This window comes from Stenotrophomonas sp. HITSZ_GD (assembly GCF_029543105.1).
GTDB lineage: Bacteria > Pseudomonadota > Gammaproteobacteria > Xanthomonadales > Xanthomonadaceae > Stenotrophomonas_A.
This window is the reverse complement of the sequence record NZ_JARQXB010000005.1, coordinates 120,560-140,418: the sequence shown is the minus strand read 5'-3', so window position 1 is coordinate 140,418 and position 19,859 is coordinate 120,560. Positions and strand designations below refer to the sequence as shown.

Genomic DNA, 19,859 nt, shown 5'->3' with positions numbered 1-19,859 from the left:
CGGGCCGCGGGAAGGTGCGCAGACATTACCTCTTTCCGCCGGGCGTCGTGCTGGCCTGCCGCGCCCGGCCGATAAGCAGCCCATCGGGCCCGCGTCGTAAAAAAAAGGGCGGCACCCCGGCGCCGCCCTTCCCGATCTCAAGCGCCGGAACTTACTTGCGCTGCGAGGCACTCGCATCGCGCGTGGCGCGGAACTCCGAATCGCTGCTCCAGTTCGGCCACTGGCCCGAATCGGCCAGCTGCATGCCCAGCGTGTAGAGCACGGACAGATCGCGCGCCGCACCGGCGAACGTCCAGTCCGGCTTCCACTCGTCGCCCTGCTGGTGATAACGCTTGGCCGTGTAGTCGTCGGAGGCCGCCTTGCCGGCCGCCACCCCGCCCACTTCCCAATCCTGCCCCGCCGAGTACGACAGCGCCGGCACGCCCCGCTTGGCAAAGGAGAAATGATCCGAGCGGAAGAAGTAGCCTGCCTCCGGCTTCGGATCCGGCGTGTAGCGCAGGCCGCGCTCGCCGGCGACCTTCTTCAGGTCGTCCAGCAGCTCCAGCTTCGCCGTGCCATAGATGCCGAAATCGCGCGACGGCACGAACGGGCTCATCCCGTCCATGTTGATGACCGCCACCGTCTTTTCTAGCGGGTACAGCGGCTTGGACGCGTAGTACTCCGAGCCCAGCAGGCCCTTCTCCTCCGCCGTCACCGCCAGGAACACCACCGAACGCTCCGGCTTGGGCCCCGCCGCGAAACCGCGCGCCAGTTCCAGCAGCGCCGCCGTGCCGCTCGCGTTGTCCAGCGCGCCGTTGAAGATGGTGTCGCCGTTCGCATCCGGCTTGCCGACCCCGATATGGTCCCAGTGCGCGCTGTAGACCAGCGTCTCGTCCGGCTTCTGGCTGCCTTCCAGCCGCGCCACCACATTGTGCGAGGTGATCACCTCGCTCTTGACGTCATAGCGCGCGCTCAGCCCCTCGCCCTTCAACACTACCGGCTTGAAATCGCGCGATTGCGCCTGCTTCTTGAGCGCGTCGAAATCCAGGCCGGACTGCTTGAACAGCTGCACCGCCAGGTCGCGCTGGATCCAGCCCTCGATCTTCGGATGCGCCGCGGCCGGCTGGTCGCGCACCACGTCGAACATCGTGTTGGTGTTGGAACTGGCCACCGTGGCCCAGCCATACGACGCCGGTGCCGTTTCGTGCACCACCAGCACGCCCAGCGCGCCCTGGCGCGCGCCTTCCTCGTACTTGTAGGTCCAGCGGCCGTAGTAGGTCATGCCCTTGCCGTCGAAATCGCCCTTGCCGGTTTCGAAGTCGGGGTCGTTGATCAGCACGACGGCGATCTTGCCCTTGAGGTCCACGCCCTTGAAGTCGTCCCAGTTGCGCTCCGGCGCCTTGACCCCGTAGCCCACGAACACCAGCGGCGCGTTGGCGACATCGACGCTGCTGGAGCCATCGAGCGCGGCGCGGATCGCGATCTCCTGGCCCTGCGTGAGCGGCTGCGCCTGGCCCTTGACGTCGATCGCCAGGCGGGGCGTGCCGACGATATCGGCCTTGCGCAGCGGCACGGCCTGCGTCCACAGCCGCTTGCCGTCCTGCAGGTCGCCGCCCGGTTGCAGCCCGGCGGCCTGGAACTGCTGGCTGAGGTAGGCGATGGTCTTCTCCTCGCCGGCGCTGGCCGGGGCGCGGCCTTCGTATTCGTCGGACGCCAGGACCTTCACGTCCTGCGAAATGCGCTGGCCGTCGAACTGCGGCGCGGCCGCATACAGCGCCGTCGATACCGACAACGCCAGGATTCCCACCATGACTCGCTTCACCCTGTACCTCCGAGGAGTTGGAACAATCCCCGAGTGTAGGCAGGGCCGGGGTGGGCTGGCATGTGACTTTTGGGGTGGGGCGTCTTGCGAAGCACCCCGCCCCGGTCCTCGCGCGGCTGGGACAGTTCGTTGCGGATACGCGACACGGCGCGGCCCGGCAAAGCGCCCGGGCACGCCGAGCGGCCGGCAACGGCCCGTCGAAACGGGAAGGACCGCGCAAGCGCGGCTCCGCCCGGGTGGGCCCGGGGCTGCCACGCCCGGCCGGGCGGCCCGCACTCCCTGCCGTTGGTCACTTTCCGTCAGCCGCCCGAACGTCTAGCCTCGGTCGTTCAACACGTCCAAGGAGGACTCCATGATCCGACCGCTTTCCCTGCTGATCGCCGGTGCCCTGGCCGCCGGTGCCGGGCTCGCCGCGCCGAACGCCTTCGCCGCGCCCGAATCGCTGGCCAAGAACGCTGCCGCCGAGGCGGGCATCCCGGACATCGCCTATACGCGCTTCACCCTGCCCAATGGGCTGACGGTGGTCGTGCACGAGGACCACAAGGCGCCGGTGGTGGCGGTCAGCATCTGGTATCACATCGGTTCGGCCGACGAGCCGACCGGCCGCACGGGCTTCGCCCACCTGTTCGAGCACCTGATGTTCTCCGGCTCGGAGAACCACAAGGGCACGTATTTCCAGCCGTTCGAGAAAGTCGGCGCGACCGACATGAACGGCACGACCTGGTTCGACCGGACCAACTACTTCGAGACCGTGCCCACCACCGCGCTGGATACCGCGCTGTGGATGGAATCGGACCGCATGGGCCACCTGCTCGGTGCGATCGGCCAGGCCGAACTCGACACCCAGCGCGGCGTGGTGCAGAACGAGAAGCGCCAGGGCGAGAACCGCCCCTATGGCCGCGTGGACCAGAACATCCTGTCCAACGTTTTCCCGGCCAACCACCCGTACCAGCACGACACCATCGGCTCGATGGAGGACCTGGACGCGGCCTCGCTGGAAGACGTCAAGAAGTGGTTCACCGATAACTACGGCGCGGCCAACACCACGCTGGTGCTGGCCGGCGACATCACCGTGGCCGAAGCCAAGGCGAAGGCCGAGAAGTATTTCGGCGACATCCCCGCCGGCCAGCCGGTGGCGCGCCAGCAGCCGTGGATCACCGCGCTGCCGAAGCAGACGCGCGGCGTGCAGCACGACCACGTCTCCCAGCCGCGCATCTACCGCACCTGGGTCGCCCCGCAGCTGGGCACCGACGATGCGATCTCGCTGGACCTGGCCACCACCGTGCTCGGCGGCGGCAAGACCTCGCGCCTCTACCAGCGGCTCGTCTACCAGGACAAGCTGGTCGACGACGTCTCCGCGGCGATCCAGCCGTTCGCCCTCGCCAGCCAGGTGCAGATCCAGGCCGACGTGAAGGACGGCGTGGACCCGGCCAAGGTGGAAGCGGCCATTGCCGACGAGCTGAAGAAGTTCCTGGCCGAAGGCCCGACCGCCGACGAACTGCAGCGCGCGCAGGTGGCCTATCGCGCCGGCTTCGTGCGCGGGCTGGAGAAGGTGGGTGGCTTCGGCGGCAAGGCGGTGATCCTGGCCGAGGGCCAGGTGTACCGCAATGACCCGGGCGCGTACCGCAAGGATCTGGCGCGCGCCGCGGCCGCCACCCCGGCCTCGGTGCAGAAGGCCGCGCAGGCCTGGTTCGGCAAGGGCGACTACCTGCTCACCGTGCTGCCGGCCGGCGAAGGCTTCGACCCGGCCGCCGAGGACAAGGCCGTCGTCGCCCTGCCCGCCGCCGAAGGCAAGCCGGCAACCCAGCTGCCCGCCAGCGCGAACAGCAAGTTCAAGGTCGCCAAGAGCGCCGTGGACCGCAGCAAGGGCGTGCCGGAAACCAGCCAGTTCCCGAGCCTGAGCTTCCCGCAGCTGCAGCGCGGCAAGCTGAAGAACGGCATCGAGGTCGTGCTGGCCGAGCGCCACACCATCCCGGTGACGCAGGTGCAGCTGATGTTCGACAGCGGCTACGCGGCCGACCAGGGCGGCAAGCTCGGCACCGCCAGCTTCACCGCTGCGCTGCTGGGCGAGAGCACCCAGTCGCTCGATTCGGTGGAAGTGGCCAAGCGCCGCCAGCGCCTGGGCGCGATCATCGGCACCGATTGCGACCTGGACGTGTGCGGCGCTTCGCTCAACGCGCTCAACGACCAGTTGCAGCCGTCGCTGGAACTGTTCGCCGACACCGTGCGCAACCCGGCGTTCAAGGCCGAGGACGTCGAGCGCATCCGCGCGCAGTGGCTGGCCGGCATCGCGCAGGAGAAGACCCAGCCCAACGGCCTGGCGCTGCGCACCCTGCCGCCGCTGCTGTACGGCAAGGGCCATGCGTACAGCATCCCGCTGACCGGTAGCGGCGACGAGGCCTCGATCAAGTCGCTGACCGCCGAGGACCTGCGCCGCTTCCAGTCGCAGTGGCTGCGCCCGGATAACGCGCGCATCCTGGTGGCCGGCGATACCACGCTGGAGAAGATCATCCCGCAGCTGGATGCCGCCTTCGGCGACTGGCAGGCCCCGGCCGGCGCGGTGCCGAAGAAGAACGTCGGCGAAGTGGCCGCGCAGGCCAAGCCGCGCGTGTTCCTGATCAACCGCGATGACGCGCCGCAATCGCTGATCCTCGCCGGCCTGCTGGCGCCCTCGACCAAGGCCCCGGACAACCTCGCCATCGGCGTGGCCAACGGCGCCTTTGGTGGCACCTTCACTTCGCGCCTGAACATGAACCTGCGCGAGGACAAGCGCTGGGCGTATGGCGCGCAGAGCTTCCTGATGGATGCGCAGGGCCAGCGCCCGTTCCTGTTCTTCGCCCCGGTGCAGACCGACAAGACCGCCGAGTCGGCGGCCGAGGTGCAGAAGGAAGCGGTGGCGGTGACCGGCGACAAGCCGCTGACCGAGGCCGAGGTGGCGAAGATCCGCAACCAGCGCATCCGCGCCCTGCCCGGCAGCTACGAGACCACCGGCGCGGTGCTCGGCGCGATGGAGGCGATCGTCAAGTTCAACCGTCCGGACGACTACGTGCAGACCTTGAAGTCGCGCCTGGAAGCGGTGGACCAGCCGTCCGCGCAGAAGGCCATCGAGGAGATCGTGCAGCCGAAGGCGATGACCTGGGTGATCGTCGGCGACCTGGACAAGATCGAGGCCCCGGTGCGCGCGCTCAACCTGGGCGAGGTGCAGATCCTCGACGCCGACGGCAAGCCCGTCGCCGGCCAGGCCGTGAAGGCGACGAAGGCCGCGAAGAAGTAAGCGGCCGCGGCCAGCCGCATGCCAGCCAGCCGCGGGGCGCACGCCCCGCGGCTTTTTTATGTCTGCGGGTGGAGTGAGGAGTGCTCGTGGCTCGTCGACCGGGCGGCATGACCGCGCCGATGCTTCATCGCGCGCGCCGTGGTGTCCTGCCCTGGGATGCGAGGATGCTCAACGCCGGCAGTCGGCCGTCTTCTCGCGGGCGTACCAGAGCGCGCGGCGCGCCAGGTCGTAGGCGCTGTCTGCCTGGCGCGGCAGCAGTTGCTCGGCCATCACCGGGTCGGCGCCCTTCGCGAAGGCGCGCTCGACCTGTTCCAGCTCACCCAGGTGCTTGCGCACGGTCGCCAGCAACGGCTGCATCCGTTCCGGTGCGCAGGCCGCCGCCTGCGATTGCAGTTCGGCCAGGGCCTGGCGGATGCGGCGGCTTGCCTCGCCGTCATGCCCCGGCGCCTTCTCGAAGGCGATGGGCGCGGCCTTGTAGGCATCGCCCGTCGCCTCGCTGCCCAGATCCTGCTGGCGTTCGTGCAAGGCCGGATTGAAGCGCACATCCGGCGGCGGACGTGCTTTCGCCGGCTGGATGTCCGGACCGAAGATCGCCTTGTTGAGCTTCTTCATGCCGCGGCCGATGCCTTGCATCGCCACGTCGCCCAATGTGCCATCGGTGGTCCAGTCCTTGTCGAAGGCGGTGGGCTTGTAGTCGATGGGGTTGGGACGCTCCAGTACCTTCTTTGCCCGCGCCAGCTCGCGCGCATTTTCGGTGCCGGGCGGCGAGCCATCGGGCTCGGCGAAGGGGTCCACCGCTGCGGCGTCGGGCAGGCGCGCGCTGCCGCTGCGCGAATACAGCGTGGCGGCCATGCGCTCGCCGGCGGGCTGGGGCGGGGTGACCGGCGGCGGCGTGGCCGTTGCGGGCGACGGCGCCCGAGCCGGGACCGCGGCCGGCGCGACGCGGCGCTCGGGAGGCGACGCCTCGGCGGGCGGCACGACGCGCGGCGGCGGCGCGGCCTGCTCACGGGGGATGAAGGTCACCTGCAGCGCATCGGCCTGCGTGCGCGACGATGGTGTGGGCGCATGCAGCAGCACGCGGAACATCATCAACAGCACCAGCACGGTGAACAGCGCCGCCCCGGCGCGATGCGCGAAAGTCTCGTCCCAGCTTGTCCGTTCTGTTGCCGCCACGAGATTCCATTACCTGTCGCGCCGCGCCCGCGTGTGGGCGATGGCTGTGCCGTCGAGTTCGTCCGTGCCTTGGCCCCCGGTCGAAGTCGACAAATCTAACGAGGTGGCCGACCGCAAGCGTTTGGAAATCGTTCTGTGCCCGGCCGGGTGCAGCGCGCGTTCACCTTCAAGGCGCGGGACGTTCGAGGGGCTGGCCCATCGCCTCCCGATAGCGCGCGTAGAGCGTGAATACCTTGGCCACGTATTCGCGGGTCTCCGCATACGGAGGCACCCCGTCGTAGCGCGCCACCGCGCCGACGCCGGCGTTGTACGCGGCGACCGCCAGCGTGCGATCGCCATGGTAGCGCGCCAGCAGCCAGCGCATGTGTCGCGCGCCGCCATCGATGGACTGCTCCGGCGAGAACGGATCGGCCACCCCATATTCGGTGGCGACTTCCGGCAGCAGCTGCATCACGCCCAGCGCCCCCTTCGCGGACACCGCGCGGGCTTCGAAGCCGCTTTCGGCATGGGCAATGGCGCGCAGCCACGCCTCCTCGACGCCGGTTTTCTTCGCGGCGGCGCGGAAGGCTTTCGGGTAACGATCCAGCTGCGGCTTGCCGACATGGCCCAGGCCCGGATGCGCGGGTTCGCCCGGCGGCGTGTTCACCGTGAAGCGCAGGTATGGTCGCGATCCGGGCAGGTTGCGCGTGGAATACACCGTGACGCCATCCTGCTCGCGTTCGTACAGCGTGCCGCTGAACACGCCGAAATTGCCCCACAGGTTCGGGGTCTGCACGGCGTTGTCGTCCACCTCGTGCGGCTGGCAGCGCGAGCCCGGCTCCGGCGCGGTCGCCAGGCTCACGGTGCCCTGGCGAACGCAGCGGTAGATCGTGCGCGCGTGCAGCATCGGCGCGGCGCACAGGCTCGCGCACAGGGCAATCAGCAAGGTTCCGTGGAGCAGGGGCTTGGGCACGCGCGTTTTCCTTTCGCCGGCGCGCAGGTGGCGGCGGCGCGGCAGAAGAAACCATGCGCCGCGTGCAGCCGGCGTGTGCGTCCTGCCGTGATAGCGGATGTGCCCATCGCGCACGGTGCGTCACGCACGGGTGCGTTACGGTGGTCCGGTTTCCACGGGAGTGACGCCCATGCTCGACCGAACCGCCATGACCCGCTGGCTGGCTGCCGGCCTGGCTGCTTCGTTGTGTGCCTGCGCCATGCCGGCACGCGAACGCCCCGCGCCGCCGGCATCCGCAGCCGCGGTCGCGTCGCAGGCCCCGGCCACCCCCGACACGACGATGCCCGCGCTGTTCCAGGCCGTGCAACGGAGCCAGCTGTTCGACGACCAGAAGACGTTTCCCGACCTGCAGCCCCAACAGGCACCTTCGCAAATCGAGGCCGATTACCTGGCGCGCCGCGACACCCCGGGATTCGCACTGAAGACGTTCGTCGACAGCCACTTCCGCGCCACGCCCCCACCGACCACCCCCGCGCTGGCCGCCGACGCATCCTTGGCCGCGCACATCGATGCGCTGTGGCCGCTGCTCAGCCGCGACAGCCGCCAGGTGCCCACGTACAGCAGCCAGCTGCCGCTGCCACGCCCTTACGTGGTGCCGGGTGGCCGCTTCGGGGAGATGTACTACTGGGACTCCTACTTCACCATGGTAGGCCTGCATGCCAGCGGCGAGGCCTCGCGCGCGCGCGACATGCTGGAGGATTTCGCCCACCTCATCGACCACTACGGCCACATTCCCAACGGCACGCGCAGCTATTACCTGTCCCGTTCGCAGCCGCCCTTCTTCTCGCACATGGTGGAACTGGAGGCTGCGCAGGACGGGCCGTCGCTGCGCGTGCGCTACCTGCCGCAACTGCGCCGCGAGTACGCTTACTGGATGGCGGGCGCGCAGGACCTGGCGCCCGGGCAGGCCAGCCAGCACGTGGTGCGGCTGGCGGATTGCAGCGTGCTCAACCGCTACTGGGATGCGCTGGATACGCCGCGCACCGAATCCTATCTGCAGGATGTCCGGACCGCGGCGGAAGCAACGGATCGGCCCGCCACCGAGGTATATCGCGATCTACGCGCCGCCGCCGAGAGCGGCTGGGACTTCTCCTCACGATGGCTGGGCGACCGACAGCACCTGCGGACGATCCGTACCACTGCGATCGTGCCGGTGGATCTCAACAGCCTGCTCTACCACCTGGAAACCACCATCGCCGTCGCCTGCGAGCAGGTGGCTGATGCCGGATGCTCGCGCGATTTTCGCGCGCATGCGCAGGCACGCCGGCAGGCCATGCAGCGGTATCTCTGGAACCCGTCCGGCTTCTGGGCCGACTACGACTGGATGCGACGCAAGACCAGCGACCAGCCGACGGCGGCGATGTTCTTCCCGCTGTACGCAGGGCTTTCGAGTCCGGCACAAGCGCGCGATACCGCGCGGATCGCGCAGTCGCAACTGCTGACCCCGGCCGGGCTGGCGACCACCCGCGAGCGTACGGGACAGCAATGGGATGCGCCCAACCTGTGGGCCCCATTGCAGTGGGTGGCGGTGCAAGGCTTGCAACGATATGGCGAGCATGCGCTGGCCGAGCGCATCGCACGCGGCTTTCTGGCGCAGGTGGAAACGGTCTATACCCAGGACCGCAAGCTGGTGGAAAAGTATTCCAGCGATGCCGACACGCGAGGCGGCGGCGGAGAGTATCCGCTGCAGGATGGCTTTGGCTGGAGCAACGGCGTGACGCGGGCACTGATGATCCAGTATCCAGCGCCCGCCGCGCGTCCAGATCGCTGAGGGGCATCGGCGCCCGGCCTCTTGCGGAGGCCGGGCGGATAGATTTACTTGTCCACGGTGATCTCGACCCGAACACGTCGATTCGGCGCCAGGCAGGAGATCAACGCCGGCCAGCTCCGCTGTTGGCAATCGACAACGGGATCGGCCTCGCCACGGCCCTCGGCCTGCACGCTCTCCGCCGGCACACCCTTCGCGACCAGATGCGTCTTCACCGCGTCGGCGCGACGCTGCGAGAGCGCCAGGTTGTAATCGTCGGCGCCCAACCTGTCGGCATAGCCGCTCAGACGGATACCTTGGAGGCGCTGGGCGTCGGTCAACGCAGCGACGACGCGCTCGTCCAGAGCCTGGATGCCCTCCGGACGTAGGCGGGCACTGTCGAACTCGAACAGCATGTCGGTGGACAGATCGAGCGTGCGGGTCTGCGGCGCGGCCGGCGCGACGGCCGCCGGTGCCGGCGGATTCACGCGCGCCGCGCACGCTTCCGGATGCCAGTGGAAGGACCGGGCCAGCATCGCATCGTCGAACAGCACCTTGTACTGGCAGGACACCTCGCCCCCGCTGCCATCGGGCAACAGAAAGGCGAAGTTCCACTCGTGCACGCCGGCCAAGCCCTCGCGATATTGCGGGTGGCCGATCAACTGATAGATCTCGGTCTTGGTCATGCCCGCCTGCACCTTGCGCAGCTTGTCCAGGTCCGGACGGACCGTCTCCGGCACGATCGGGCGCGCCTCGCCCGCGTCGGGCCATACCGGTTGCTCGGCGACACCGTCGCGCACCTGGCTATACCCCCCGCAGCCCGCCAGCAAGGCGACCACGGGCAAGACCCGCCACGCAGCCGGTGCGGATTTCAGATTCAACATGGAAGTTCACTCTCGTCGAAGGCGGCGGTGCCGGAGCACCGCCGCAACTGGAATCGGTGGAGGGCCGGCGGGCAGGAAGCCCCCGCCGGCCCTCCACGCGGGGCGTCATGTCAGAACACGATGCCCATGCCGACGCGGTAGATCGGCTCATCGTCCTTGGCAGCCGAGATGCCCGCGTTGAAGTTCACGCGACCGTTGTCACTCCACCGCGACAGGCCCACGCCCAGCGCCGCCTCGCCGCGATAGGACGAGACACCGGCATTGAGCGCGGTGCGGCCCGGCAGGTAGGGCGTGACGTTGATCAGCGCGGCCGAGGCGGCAATGCCGCGGTTGACCTGACGGTTCATGTCATCCATATCGCGGGTGATGGTGTTCCAGGCATCGTTGATCCGCGTGTCGGTGTATTCCTTCGCCGACGTCTGCGCCTGGTTCATCTGCCGCACGGTCGCCACATCCGTATCACGGACGCCGTCGGCGACGTTCACGTTGACGGCGTCATAGCCTTCGGTGCCGGCGCCCACGTTGACCACTTGGCGCTTGTCGCCCTTGGCATCGCCCACCGACACCGTGTCGTCGCGGTCGGCTACCGAATAGGCACCCAGCGCCACCGCGCCGTCGGCGCCCGGCAGCACGCGAGCCCCCGTGCCGAAGGCGCTGCCAAACGCCACCTCGGCACTGCTGCCGCTACCGAGGGACACCGCCCCCTCGCCCAGCGCGTTGCTGTGCGAGCCCAGGGCGATCGCGTCCTCGCCCTCGGCACGCGAGTAGCCGCCCACGGCGATGGCGTGTTCCTGCTTGGCCGAAGCGGTATTGCCCACGGCCACCGCACTGGAGCCGGCGGCATGCGACCAGCCGCCTACCGCGACCGCGCTGTATCCACTGCCCTTGGCATTGTTGCCGGCGGCGAGGGTGTACGCATCACGGGCGCGCGAGTTGCCGCCGATCGCGACGGAGCCGCTGCCCAGCGGCTCCGCCGGCTTGCCGTTGTCGTTGGCGCGGAAGTACTTGTGGGTGGAGGCTGCCCAGTCGTAGTCGGCCGCCGGCGTCGGCGCCGGGGCGGGATTGGTGGGGTGCGTGACCTTCGGGCACGGCCCCCAGCCCAGATTGCACTTCACCAGGAATGCCTCGGCAGGCTGAGGTGTCCATGCAGCACCCGCCACCATCAGCGTGGCGGCGAACATCACCGCTGCGTGGCCGCTGGGGCGCGCTTCGCCAGCCGATTGCTTCTTTCGTCCCTTCGCCACTTCCGAGGCCACGACCCAGCGGTTGATCGTGGCGTTCCAGACAATCCTGTAGATGCGATTCATCGCGATGTTTCCTTGGCTGATGATGTGAGGCCACGCGGGCGGGCCTGGAGCCCTCCGCGTGGACGACACATTTCAACGAGTCACATCACGCACCATCCATTAGATGTATCGCAGGAAGAAGAAGTTGCCAGAATCACTGACATTGGCAAGGCATTGCGCTGCCTGCTTCGAAGAATATTCCCGCTGAAAACACGTAGTTTTCCTACGCAATCAACTGATCAAGACCTCGCCACAACCAGGCAGTCCCTGACAAGCATCTGGCCGCTTCGATGAAGCGCCTCCCGTTGACGCGTAACCGCGATCAGAGCCATCCGCGCCGTCGGAACCACACCAGCGGCACGATGATGCTCAACGCGATGGCACCCAGCGCGATGGCATAGCCGTGATGGAAGTGCAGCTCGGGCATGTTGGCGAAATTCATGCCCCACACGCCCACCAGCACCGTTGGCGGGATGCCGACCACCGAGGCGATCGCCATGACCTTCATCACCTCGTTCTGGTCCATGTTGATCAGGCCCAGCACGCTGTCGAGCAGGAACTCGATGCGGTCGCCCAGCTGCTGCTCGAACTCGCCCAGCGAGGTGAGATCCTTGTGGATGAGCTTGATGCGCTTGTGCATCTCTTCGCTGGAGAAACCTTCCGGCGCGGTCTCGTCGAGGAAGGTGATCATGCGCAGCAGGCCATGCAGTGTGTTGTGCAGCGCCCCGATGCGGCGGCCCATCTGCCCCACCTCCTGCAGCATGCGCTCCAGGTGCCGCGTGGCACGGCGGTCCTTCGAACGGCGGAACGCCTCGCGGGAGGTTTCGCTCATGGTGTTCTCGAGCGATTCGAGCAGGTCGGCCAGGCGATCGACGATGCGCTCGATGATGCGCAGGAACAGGTCGTGCGCACCGCTGGCCGGATGCGCCTGCAACTCGTCGTGCAGGTTGTCCAACGCCTGTATCTCGTACTCGCGCTGCATCACCATCGCCTGCGGCGCCACCACGAAGCCGAGTGGCGCGACCACATGCTCGGCCTCGTACTGGAAGCGCGGCAGGTTCAGCACGAGGGCATCGCCTTCGTAGCGGATCCGGCTGGTGAACTCGATCTCGCCGATGCCCGCGCGGTCCGGGATCTCGAAGCCGAGCCGCATCGAGGCATCGGCCAGCTCTTCCGGCGTCGGCTGGCACAGGTCGACGTACCACTGGGGGGAGGCATCGGGGGCGTTGTAGGGGACGCAGCGGAGCATGGGCAGGCGGAAACCGGTCAGGAGTGGCCAGCATGCTCGCGCCGGCGCCGCGAAGGCGTCAACGTCAGCCCACCGGGCGCAGCCGCGACCCGCGGGCCGGACCGGCAGCATCGGCGCGGGCATGGATACATTTCCACCGACTTGGATACGAAAGATCGGATGTCCAGGTCAGTGCCCGCCGGCAAGCATGGCGCTTCCAACCGGGAGACCAGGATGAACGCTTACTTCAAATTGTCGCGCTCGGGTCCGCAGTTCCACTTCGTGCTGCGTGCCCCGAACCATCGGACGATCCTCAGCAGCGAGCGCTACACGACCCAGGCGGCCGCGCTGAAGGGGATCGAGGCGGTGCGCCGCAGCGCCGTGGCCGAGCGCGGAATCGTCCGCACGCTGGCGCGCAATGGCGAGCCGATGTTCAACGTGGTGGCGAAGAACGGCGAGATCGTCGGCACGAGCGAGACTTACCGCACCGCGGCGTCGCGGGAGAAGGGCATCGCCTCGGTGGTGCTCAACGCCCCGCAGGCACCCCTGCGCCACCCGGTGGACTGAGCTGGCGCGTGCGCGGGGCGGCGTATGATGGCGCGGCCTTCCCTCCGCATGACCGCCATGGCCGACCTGCCGCCCCTGCCCACGCTGCCCGCCGGCCGTTACCGCCACTACAAGGGTGGCCAGTACGACGTGGTCGCGGTGGCTCGCTGCAGCGAGACGCTTGCACCGTTGGTGGTGTACCGCGCCCTGTATGGCGAGGGTGGACTGTGGGTGCGGCCTTACGCGATGTTCGTCGAGACGGTGGAGGTCGAAGGCGTGCCGCAGCCGCGTTTCGCCCGGTTGGACTGACCACGCGCGATCACGCTGCCGTGGCACACCCGGCATTAGGTTGAGGCTTCGGTCCGCGGAGCCCTCCGCCTTGCCACGCACGCCTTCCCCGCCGCTCGCCAAGCCGGTCGCCGAGGTGCCCTCCGGCAGCCTCAAGCAGCTGCGTACCCTGGCGGGCGCGTGCCGCCGCTGCGATCTGTGGAAGCCGGCCACGCAGACCGTGTTTGGCGCCGGGCCGGCCAGGGCGCGGCTGATGATCATCGGGGAGCAACCGGGTGACCAGGAAGACCTCGCCGGGGAACCTTTCGTCGGCCCCGCCGGCAAGCTGCTGCGCGGGTTGATGGAAACGGCGGACCTGGACCCGTCGGCAGTCTGGCTCACCAACACGGTCAAGCATTTCAAGTTCACCCCGCGCGGCAAGCGGCGGCTCCACCAGCGCGCAAACGCGGGCGAACAGGCGGCATGCCGGCCCTGGCTGGCCGCCGAACTGCTGCGCGTGCGCCCGAGGATCGTCCTGGCACTGGGTGCGATGGCGGCCCAGACGGTGTTTGGCAACGGCTTCCGCCTCACCGCCGAACGCGGCCAGTGGCGCGATCTGGACGATCGCACGCGCGCGATGGCCAGCTGGCATCCGTCGGCGATCCTGCGCATGCGCGAACCCGAGCGCACGGCCACCCGTGCCCTGCTGCTGGCGGACCTGCGCGCCGTCCGCGCGCAACTCGACGCAGGCGACTGAGAAGAAGCCGCCGCGCCCGGGAGGGCCGCGGTGGCATCGAATGCCGGCCTGGGTCAGCGCCGGGCCGCGGCCGGCGCCGAACTCAGAACTTCAGCGCCATGCTCAGCTTGAAGGACCGGCTATAGCCGGTAATACCCCTGGGAGCGCAGCGGATTGGCTTCGCACTGCGTGCGCCGTGTTTCGAGCCGCACGATGGCGCGGCGTTGCACGCGGCCAAGCTGGCCGGGGTGGAGATGGCGCGGATGGCGGCGGCGTAGCCGCCCGCGCCCTCTCCGTGCTCAGGCCGGCAGCGGTTCGCCCAGGCTGCGGCAGCAGCTGCGCACCGCGGCGGCGAAGCCCGCTGCGTCCTCGAGCATCATCATGTGGCCCACGTCAGGCAGCTCGACGAAGCTGGCGGCCATGGGGATCGCCCAGTCCGGAACGTCCCAGCCTTCGCGGGTGCGCTCGCCGGCGAGCAGGTGGATCGGCACCTCGTGCATCAGGTCGTGCAGCTGGTCGAGATAGTCCGGCTTGCCGGTGACCTCCACCACGCTGCGCGCCATCGCGCGGATGGTCGAGGCAGGCTGGTCGTCGAGCAGGCGCATCGCCAGGTCGGCCATCCGCTCGGCGCCGGCGACGCCGCTGCCGGCCAGCCAGCCGACCGGGTCCTGGCGGATATCCAGCAGCATCTCGTCGGCCGCCTGCGGTGTCATCTGCGCCACGCGCGAAGACCAGAACGCATCGCGCAAGGTGAAGTTACCTTCCACGCTCACCAGCTGCGCCACGCGCGCGGGATACCGTGCCGCATACAGGGCCGCGACCACGCCTCCCACCGAATGGCCCACCAGCACCACCGGCCGGGGGCCGAACGCGGCGGTGATGCACGCATGCAGATGTTCGACCTGCCCTTCCAGGTGCACGTGATGCGGCGCGACGCCCGCATGCGGCCCGTAGCCAAGCAACGCCGGCGCGAGCGTGCCGGCGGGAAAGTGCCGCAGCACTTCGTCGTGTTGCAAGGTGCCGATCAGGCCGTGGACGAGAACGAACGGAAGATCGCTCATGGTTTCCCCTGGTGGTGATGCATAGCGGTGGTGGTAGGCCGGTGCGTGGCCCCAGGGGGGGTGCCCGCGGCGTGGCGGACAGGGGGCGAGGCGATCGTACAGCGGTTTAGCCGCCCGTGCAGGGCCACGCGCTTCCGGCGCGCGCCGGCATGGGGAACGCGACCCGTGGCACCGCTGGCGCCGTGGTACGGCGCGCGCTTCAGGCCCGGCGATACCCCACCGCGCCCGTGCCGACCGCGCCCGCGCGCAGGTAGCGATTCAACAGCACGCCGCCGGGCGTGCGCACCGACTCGGCCAGCGTGAAGGCGCAGGCGGGCGCGTCGTCGCCGAACAAGCGGCGACCGCGCCCCAGCACGATCGGGTGGACCTGCAGCCGCAATTCGTCCACCAAGCCGGCGGCGATCAGCGCGCGAAGCATCTCCCCGCTGCCGAAGGTCAGCAGGCGTCGCCGGGCTGCTGTTTCAGCTCGTGCACGGCCGCGCCCAGCGCCCCCGCCAATGCCCGGCTGCCGCGCCACGCCAGCCCGTCGGGGCGATGCGTGGCCACGTGCTTGGGCACGCGGTTGAACCGCTCGGCCAGTGCGTGGCTGGGCGCCTCCGCCGGCACATGCGGCCAATAGGCGGCGAAGATGTCGTAGGTGCGCCGGCCCAGCAGCAGCTCGAACGGTTCGGATATCAGGTCCTGCAGGTTCTCGCCGATCCGCGGATCGGCATACGGGGCCACCCAGCCGCCGAGCTGGAAATCGCCGCTGCGATCCTCCTCCGGGCCGCCTGGGCCCTGGATGACGCCGTCGAGGCTGATGAAAACCGAGGCGATCAGTCTGCGCATGTCGTGCTCCGCCATAAGAACCGAGGTTGCAAGGGCGACGGACGAGCGCGGCGCCCATCGACATCCGGCCGACATCCGGCCCTGTCCTGGGGCGAACCGGCTAGACTCGGCCCACTGGAAGGGGATTTCAGGATGACCCAGATCGAGAATGCCGGCGGCGCGGACGCCGCACCGGGCGTCATGCCGGCAGGCCGACGCATTGCCTTCGAACGCCTGCGCGAGCGCAGCGACGAGCTGGAGCTGCTGATCTCCGGCCTGCTGGCCTTTGCCCTGCTCACCTTGCCGCCCCGCCTGCTCGATGCGTGGGTGGCCAACGAGATCCACGCCGATGGCGTGATCTGGTATGCCGTGCAGTTCGGCTGCATGCTGGCCATCGGGCTGAGCTACGCGCTGGGCATCGCCTTCGTGATCCACCTGGCCATCCGCGGCTACTGGGTGGGGCTGATCGGCTTGAAGTCGGGTTTCCCGAACGGCATCGACTGGGATCGGTTGCCGCTGCTGGGACCGGTGGCGCGCGCGTTCTACCAGCCGATGGTCGGAGAGCTGGGCGAGGTGATCGACCGCGTGGACCGTACCGCCTCGGTCCTGTTCGTCAGCGCGATCATCATCGCGATCGGCATCGCCTGGACCGGCCTGTTCGGCGCGGTGCTGGTCATCCCGTCCCTCCTGGTCGGCCTGCTGTTTCCGGACCGCGAGATCGCCACGGTGATCTGCTTCGCGGTGCTCAACGGCGTGGTGATGCTGCTGAGCATCGGGATCACCGTCCTGGATAAGCTCGTCGCCCGGCGCGAGGCCAAGGGCCTGCCCTCGGCCGGGCTGCGGCGCACCACGCTGGGCCTGCTGCGCGTGCTCGTGCCGATGCTGCCGCTGCGGCTCATCGCACCGGTGCAGCTCACCTTGCAGAGCAACCTGAGCCGTCGTGGCTTCACGCCGATCTACTACCTGGTGCCCACGCTGGCACTGGTGTTTGGCGCGGCGCATATCCTCGGCGCGATCAACTTCTCGCTGTTCCCCAGTTACCAGGTGGTGACCAGTGAAGCGGTGGACTACGGCGTGGCCAGCGCGCACTACGAGTCCCTGCGGGGTCCGGCCGATGCGGTCGTGCGGCAGCCCATGATTCCCGCCGACCGGATCGAGTCACGCCAGCTGCGGCTCTTCATTCCCAACCGCGTGCGCCTGGACAACCCGCTCGCCCGCGACACATGCGAACGGCTGGAAAACGGCCGCAACGTGGCCGAAGGCGCGCCCGCCGCCCAGCTCGCCGCGCAATGCATCGCCTCGATGTGGACGGTCACGCTGGATGGCGCGCCCGTGCCGCTGGAGGATTTCCTTCCCGCCGAACGCCGCGACCTGGGCATGCGCGGCCTGATGGGCTACATCGACCTGCGCGGCAAGGGCCCCGGCCGGCACGACCTGCAGTTGGTGTGGAATCCGAACAGCAAGGACAGGGGCCCGTCGCGCCGGCGCACTTACGCCATTCCGTTCTGGTACGACCCCGACGGCTCGTGACCGCGGCAATCGCCTAGAACAACGCCGCCTGTACCGGCGGATAGATCAGGTCGCGCCCGCGCGGCTGCGCCGCCGGGTTGTCCGGGTGCGCCTGCGCGGGCTTTTCATCCTGGATGTGCAGCACTTCGTGGCCCCTGTGCCGGAGCAGGTCGGCGATGAGGCGGCGATGGCACCGCCACCACAGCAACTCGGCGCACATCAGCGCGGTGCGGTGGCGAGCTGCAAGCTCCAGCACGACGCCGAGGCCTTGCTCGAACTCGGCACTGGTCATGTGGTCCGCATAGGCCTGGAAGGCCGCGTTGCGCCACCCGCCATTCGGCGAGCCAGGCTGCGCCTTGCGGCGCCCACCCAGCGCCGGCAACCACGTGTAGGCCATGCCGGCATCGGGCAGCTGCTGGGCCAGGTTATCGCTGGCGAACCATGGATAGCGGCGCGAACCCGGAAACCGACGCACATCGGCGATGGCCCGGATGTCATGCGCGCGCAGTACGTCCAGGAATTCCTCCCAACCGCGCGTGGAGTGCCCCAGGGTCCACACGGTGGGCAGCGTCGCCGGCGCGGGCATGCGGGAAGGCATGCCGCATTACATCGCCGGCGGTGTGGACGCGGCGTCAGGCGGCGCGGCGGGCGCCGCGGCGCAGGCTCTCCGGCTTACTTCGGCGGCGTGGCGGAAGAGAACGCGATGGGCGTGGCGCCGGTGATCTTCCCCGTCTTGGCCGAACTGTGCACGTAAAGCTGGACCGGAAGTTCGAAATCCAGCGGACCGTCCACTACCACCTGGGGGCCGATCACGATGCGCGGCGGGTGGTCGAGGTGGCTGAAGTTGGGCTTCTTGAGGTAGATGCGCCCCTTCACGTGCGAATCCACGCCCACGGTGAGATCGCTGCTGGCGAAGGTGATGCCGCCGTCCACCACGGTCTGCACGAGGCCGATCGAACCGCTGACCGAGTTGATCGCGCCGGTGATATGGGTGCCGCGGTCGGTGAAGATATCGCCGCTCACCGTGGCCACGTCGCCATTCACCTGCACCTCGCGGCCGAGCTGGATGTTGCCGCTCACCGTCTTGAGATCGGCCAGCTTGACGTTGTCCGCGGCCTTGATGTTCCCGCTGGTGTTGCCGACATTGCCGATGGTGGCGCCCGAGTCGATGCGGATATCGCCGCTGACGGTGTGGACACCCGCTGCCTGCACATTGCCGGCCACGTGGACATCGCCACTGACCGACGAGAGCGCGCCGTACTGCTGCCCGGCCTGGGTGGTGATGTCGCCGGACACCTTGCTCAGGTTCTGCTGGGCCAGGGCCGGCGTGGCGACGGCGAGCGCCAGCCACAAAATCGAACGCGATGCATGCATGACCTTGCCTCCTTTCGGCATGGGCGCCAGGCCCGATCACCCACCCGGCGTGTAGCGACATGGCAACACGCCGCGCGGGAGGCAGTCATCTGCCTGAAGTCACTGTGCCGGTCCGCCGAAAGCGGACGGGCGGTCAGCGATCCGGCCGCGCCACCACGAAGCGCACCTCGACCCGCCGGTTCGGCAACAGGCATTCCAGCAGGGCCGCACGCGGCTTGACGCCCTCGCAGCGCTGCACCGGCTCACGATCGCCCCGATACGCATACGAGATCAGCGCGTTGTCGATGCCCCGGCCCACCAGCACGGCACGCACCGTCTCGGCGCGGCGCGCGGACAGCGCTTCGTTGTAGTCATGCCCGCGGCCATCCATGCGGTCGGCGTGGCCGATCACTTCCACCGCGCGCACGCTCAGGCCCTCGGCCTGGATGCGCGCCAGCGCGCGGTCGAGCGATTCCAGCGAGTACGTGCGGATATCACCGTAGGCATGGCGGTCGAAGTCGAACAGCACGTTGGCCACCAGCGGATCCAACGGCGCGGTGGCGGCCACGCCTTCCGCCGTTGCCGGCGCTACCGCGCACTGGCGGCCGGCCGCTTCGGCCTCGTTGACCAGATCCTCGGCCATCTGGATGTACGGCTTGGCATGCCGCCACTGCTGCTGGTTGAACTCGTTGCCGGCGTGCACCAGTTCCACCTCGCCGCAGGCGACGGCCTGCGCGGCGCATGCGGCCGCCGGGCCGGCCTGCAAGGCACGCAGCCGCTGCCACAGGTCATCGCGCAGGTAGCGCGCGTCGTTGACCAGCGGCGTCTCGGTCGGCAACGGGTGGGCGCCCTGCTCCATCAGCACGACGAGCTTCTCCGATTCGGCCAGCGCCGCCTGCGGGAAAGCGCTGCGATCGTTGCGCGTGTACTCGTGGAACGACACGTCCAGCCAGCACTGCGCCTTCGCCATGCCGTAGTCGCGCAACGGCCGGCCGGCGGCGTTGAGCGCGCGCAGGCGTTCCTGCAGCGCCTGGTAGGCGTCCAGGTCGGCGGCGATGACCTCGTCGGTGATACGCGCCTGGGGCGGCGCCAACTGCGTCTGCGCGGAGGCATCGGCGAGCGCGCCGGCGGCCAGCAGCGCCATGGCAAGGGCGGAAGAAGCGAAACGGATAGGCATGGCAGTCATCGTCATGGGG

At 69.0% G+C, this 19,859-nt stretch carries 18 protein-coding genes; 6 read left to right on the top strand and 12 right to left on the bottom strand.

Going from position 1 to position 19,859, the window contains the following annotated elements; all coding sequences use genetic code 11:
- Nucleotides 1–151 precede the first annotated feature (151 nt).
- Nucleotides 152–1,801 (bottom strand): M28 family metallopeptidase, encoded by a 1,650-nt coding sequence (locus tag P6166_RS07320; protein WP_277763813.1) that lies wholly within the window; start codon nt 1,799–1,801, stop codon nt 152–154.
- A 352-nt stretch (nt 1,802–2,153) separates the two neighbouring features.
- On the opposite strand from P6166_RS07320, the gene P6166_RS07315 reads away from it, so the two are divergent.
- Nucleotides 2,154–5,075, top strand: coding sequence for a pitrilysin family protein (locus P6166_RS07315; protein ID WP_277763812.1), 2,922 nt, complete (start codon nt 2,154–2,156; stop codon nt 5,073–5,075).
- Between the two features lie 168 nt (nt 5,076–5,243).
- Here P6166_RS07315 and P6166_RS07310 read toward each other — a convergent pair whose 3' ends face one another.
- Both P6166_RS07310 and P6166_RS07305 read right to left on the bottom strand, forming a co-directional pair.
- Nucleotides 5,244–6,248 (bottom strand): hypothetical protein, encoded by a 1,005-nt coding sequence (locus P6166_RS07310; RefSeq protein WP_277763811.1) that lies wholly within the window; start codon nt 6,246–6,248, stop codon nt 5,244–5,246.
- Nucleotides 6,249–6,414: 166 nt separating this feature from the next.
- Nucleotides 6,415–7,134, bottom strand: a complete 720-nt coding sequence (locus P6166_RS07305) for a lytic transglycosylase domain-containing protein (RefSeq protein WP_277763906.1) — start codon at nt 7,132–7,134, stop codon at nt 6,415–6,417.
- A 304-nt stretch (nt 7,135–7,438) separates the two neighbouring features.
- Between P6166_RS07305 and treA the strand changes: the two genes are divergently transcribed.
- Nucleotides 7,439–9,010 (top strand): alpha,alpha-trehalase TreA, encoded by a 1,572-nt coding sequence (gene treA / locus P6166_RS07300; RefSeq protein WP_345781865.1) that lies wholly within the window; start codon nt 7,439–7,441, stop codon nt 9,008–9,010.
- Between the two features lie 44 nt (nt 9,011–9,054).
- Here treA and P6166_RS07295 read toward each other — a convergent pair whose 3' ends face one another.
- The 3 genes from P6166_RS07295 to P6166_RS07285 all read right to left on the bottom strand — a co-directional run bounded on the left by P6166_RS07295 (nt 9,055) and on the right by P6166_RS07285 (nt 12,405).
- Complete coding sequence (locus P6166_RS07295; RefSeq protein WP_277763810.1) at nt 9,055–9,870, bottom strand: OmpA family protein; 816 nt, start codon at nt 9,868–9,870, stop codon at nt 9,055–9,057.
- A 110-nt stretch (nt 9,871–9,980) separates the two neighbouring features.
- Nucleotides 9,981–11,177, bottom strand: coding sequence for a YadA-like family protein (locus tag P6166_RS07290; protein WP_277763809.1), 1,197 nt, complete (start codon nt 11,175–11,177; stop codon nt 9,981–9,983).
- 301 nt (nt 11,178–11,478) lie between these two features.
- Nucleotides 11,479–12,405, bottom strand: coding sequence for a CorA family divalent cation transporter (locus P6166_RS07285; RefSeq protein WP_277763808.1), 927 nt, complete (start codon nt 12,403–12,405; stop codon nt 11,479–11,481).
- A gap of 213 nt (nt 12,406–12,618) precedes the next feature.
- On the opposite strand from P6166_RS07285, the gene P6166_RS07280 reads away from it, so the two are divergent.
- From P6166_RS07280 to P6166_RS07270, 3 genes are all read left to right on the top strand, one after another.
- A complete protein-coding gene (locus P6166_RS07280; protein WP_277763807.1) occupies nt 12,619–12,951 on the top strand; it encodes a YegP family protein in 333 nt (110 codons plus the stop codon).
- A 57-nt stretch (nt 12,952–13,008) separates the two neighbouring features.
- Nucleotides 13,009–13,239 carry a DUF1653 domain-containing protein gene (locus P6166_RS07275; protein ID WP_277763806.1) on the top strand — a complete coding sequence of 77 codons (231 nt, stop codon included), beginning with the start codon at nt 13,009–13,011 and terminating at the stop codon, nt 13,237–13,239.
- 70 nt (nt 13,240–13,309) lie between these two features.
- Nucleotides 13,310–13,954, top strand: coding sequence for a UdgX family uracil-DNA binding protein (locus P6166_RS07270; RefSeq protein ID WP_277763805.1), 645 nt, complete (start codon nt 13,310–13,312; stop codon nt 13,952–13,954).
- Nucleotides 13,955–14,232: 278 nt separating this feature from the next.
- Here P6166_RS07270 and P6166_RS07265 read toward each other — a convergent pair whose 3' ends face one another.
- The 3 genes from P6166_RS07265 to P6166_RS07255 form a co-directional block, all read right to left on the bottom strand.
- The gene (locus P6166_RS07265) at nt 14,233–14,994 is read right to left on the bottom strand and encodes an alpha/beta hydrolase (protein WP_277763804.1); all 762 of its coding nucleotides are present in this window, start codon (nt 14,992–14,994) and stop codon (nt 14,233–14,235) included.
- Nucleotides 14,995–15,193: 199 nt separating this feature from the next.
- Nucleotides 15,194–15,412: a dihydrofolate reductase family protein gene (locus P6166_RS07260; RefSeq protein ID WP_277763803.1), complete on the bottom strand. Its 219-nt coding sequence runs from the start codon at nt 15,410–15,412 to the stop codon at nt 15,194–15,196.
- A gap of 17 nt (nt 15,413–15,429) precedes the next feature.
- Nucleotides 15,430–15,822 (bottom strand): dihydrofolate reductase family protein, encoded by a 393-nt coding sequence (locus P6166_RS07255; protein ID WP_277763802.1) that lies wholly within the window; start codon nt 15,820–15,822, stop codon nt 15,430–15,432.
- Nucleotides 15,823–15,954: 132 nt separating this feature from the next.
- Here P6166_RS07255 and P6166_RS07250 point away from each other — a divergent pair, with 132 nt between their 5' ends.
- On the top strand, nt 15,955–17,331 hold the full coding sequence (locus P6166_RS07250) for a hypothetical protein (protein WP_277763801.1): 1,377 nt from the start codon (nt 15,955–15,957) through the stop codon (nt 17,329–17,331).
- Between the two features lie 13 nt (nt 17,332–17,344).
- Here P6166_RS07250 and P6166_RS07245 read toward each other — a convergent pair whose 3' ends face one another.
- From P6166_RS07245 to P6166_RS07235, 3 genes are all read right to left on the bottom strand, one after another.
- On the bottom strand, nt 17,345–17,908 hold the full coding sequence (locus P6166_RS07245; protein WP_345781862.1) for a DUF488 domain-containing protein: 564 nt from the start codon (nt 17,906–17,908) through the stop codon (nt 17,345–17,347).
- A 74-nt stretch (nt 17,909–17,982) separates the two neighbouring features.
- Nucleotides 17,983–18,684 (bottom strand): hypothetical protein, encoded by a 702-nt coding sequence (locus tag P6166_RS07240; protein WP_277763800.1) that lies wholly within the window; start codon nt 18,682–18,684, stop codon nt 17,983–17,985.
- A 133-nt stretch (nt 18,685–18,817) separates the two neighbouring features.
- Nucleotides 18,818–19,840, bottom strand: a complete 1,023-nt coding sequence (locus tag P6166_RS07235) for an OmpA family protein (protein ID WP_277763799.1) — start codon at nt 19,838–19,840, stop codon at nt 18,818–18,820.
- Nucleotides 19,841–19,859 lie beyond the last annotated feature (19 nt).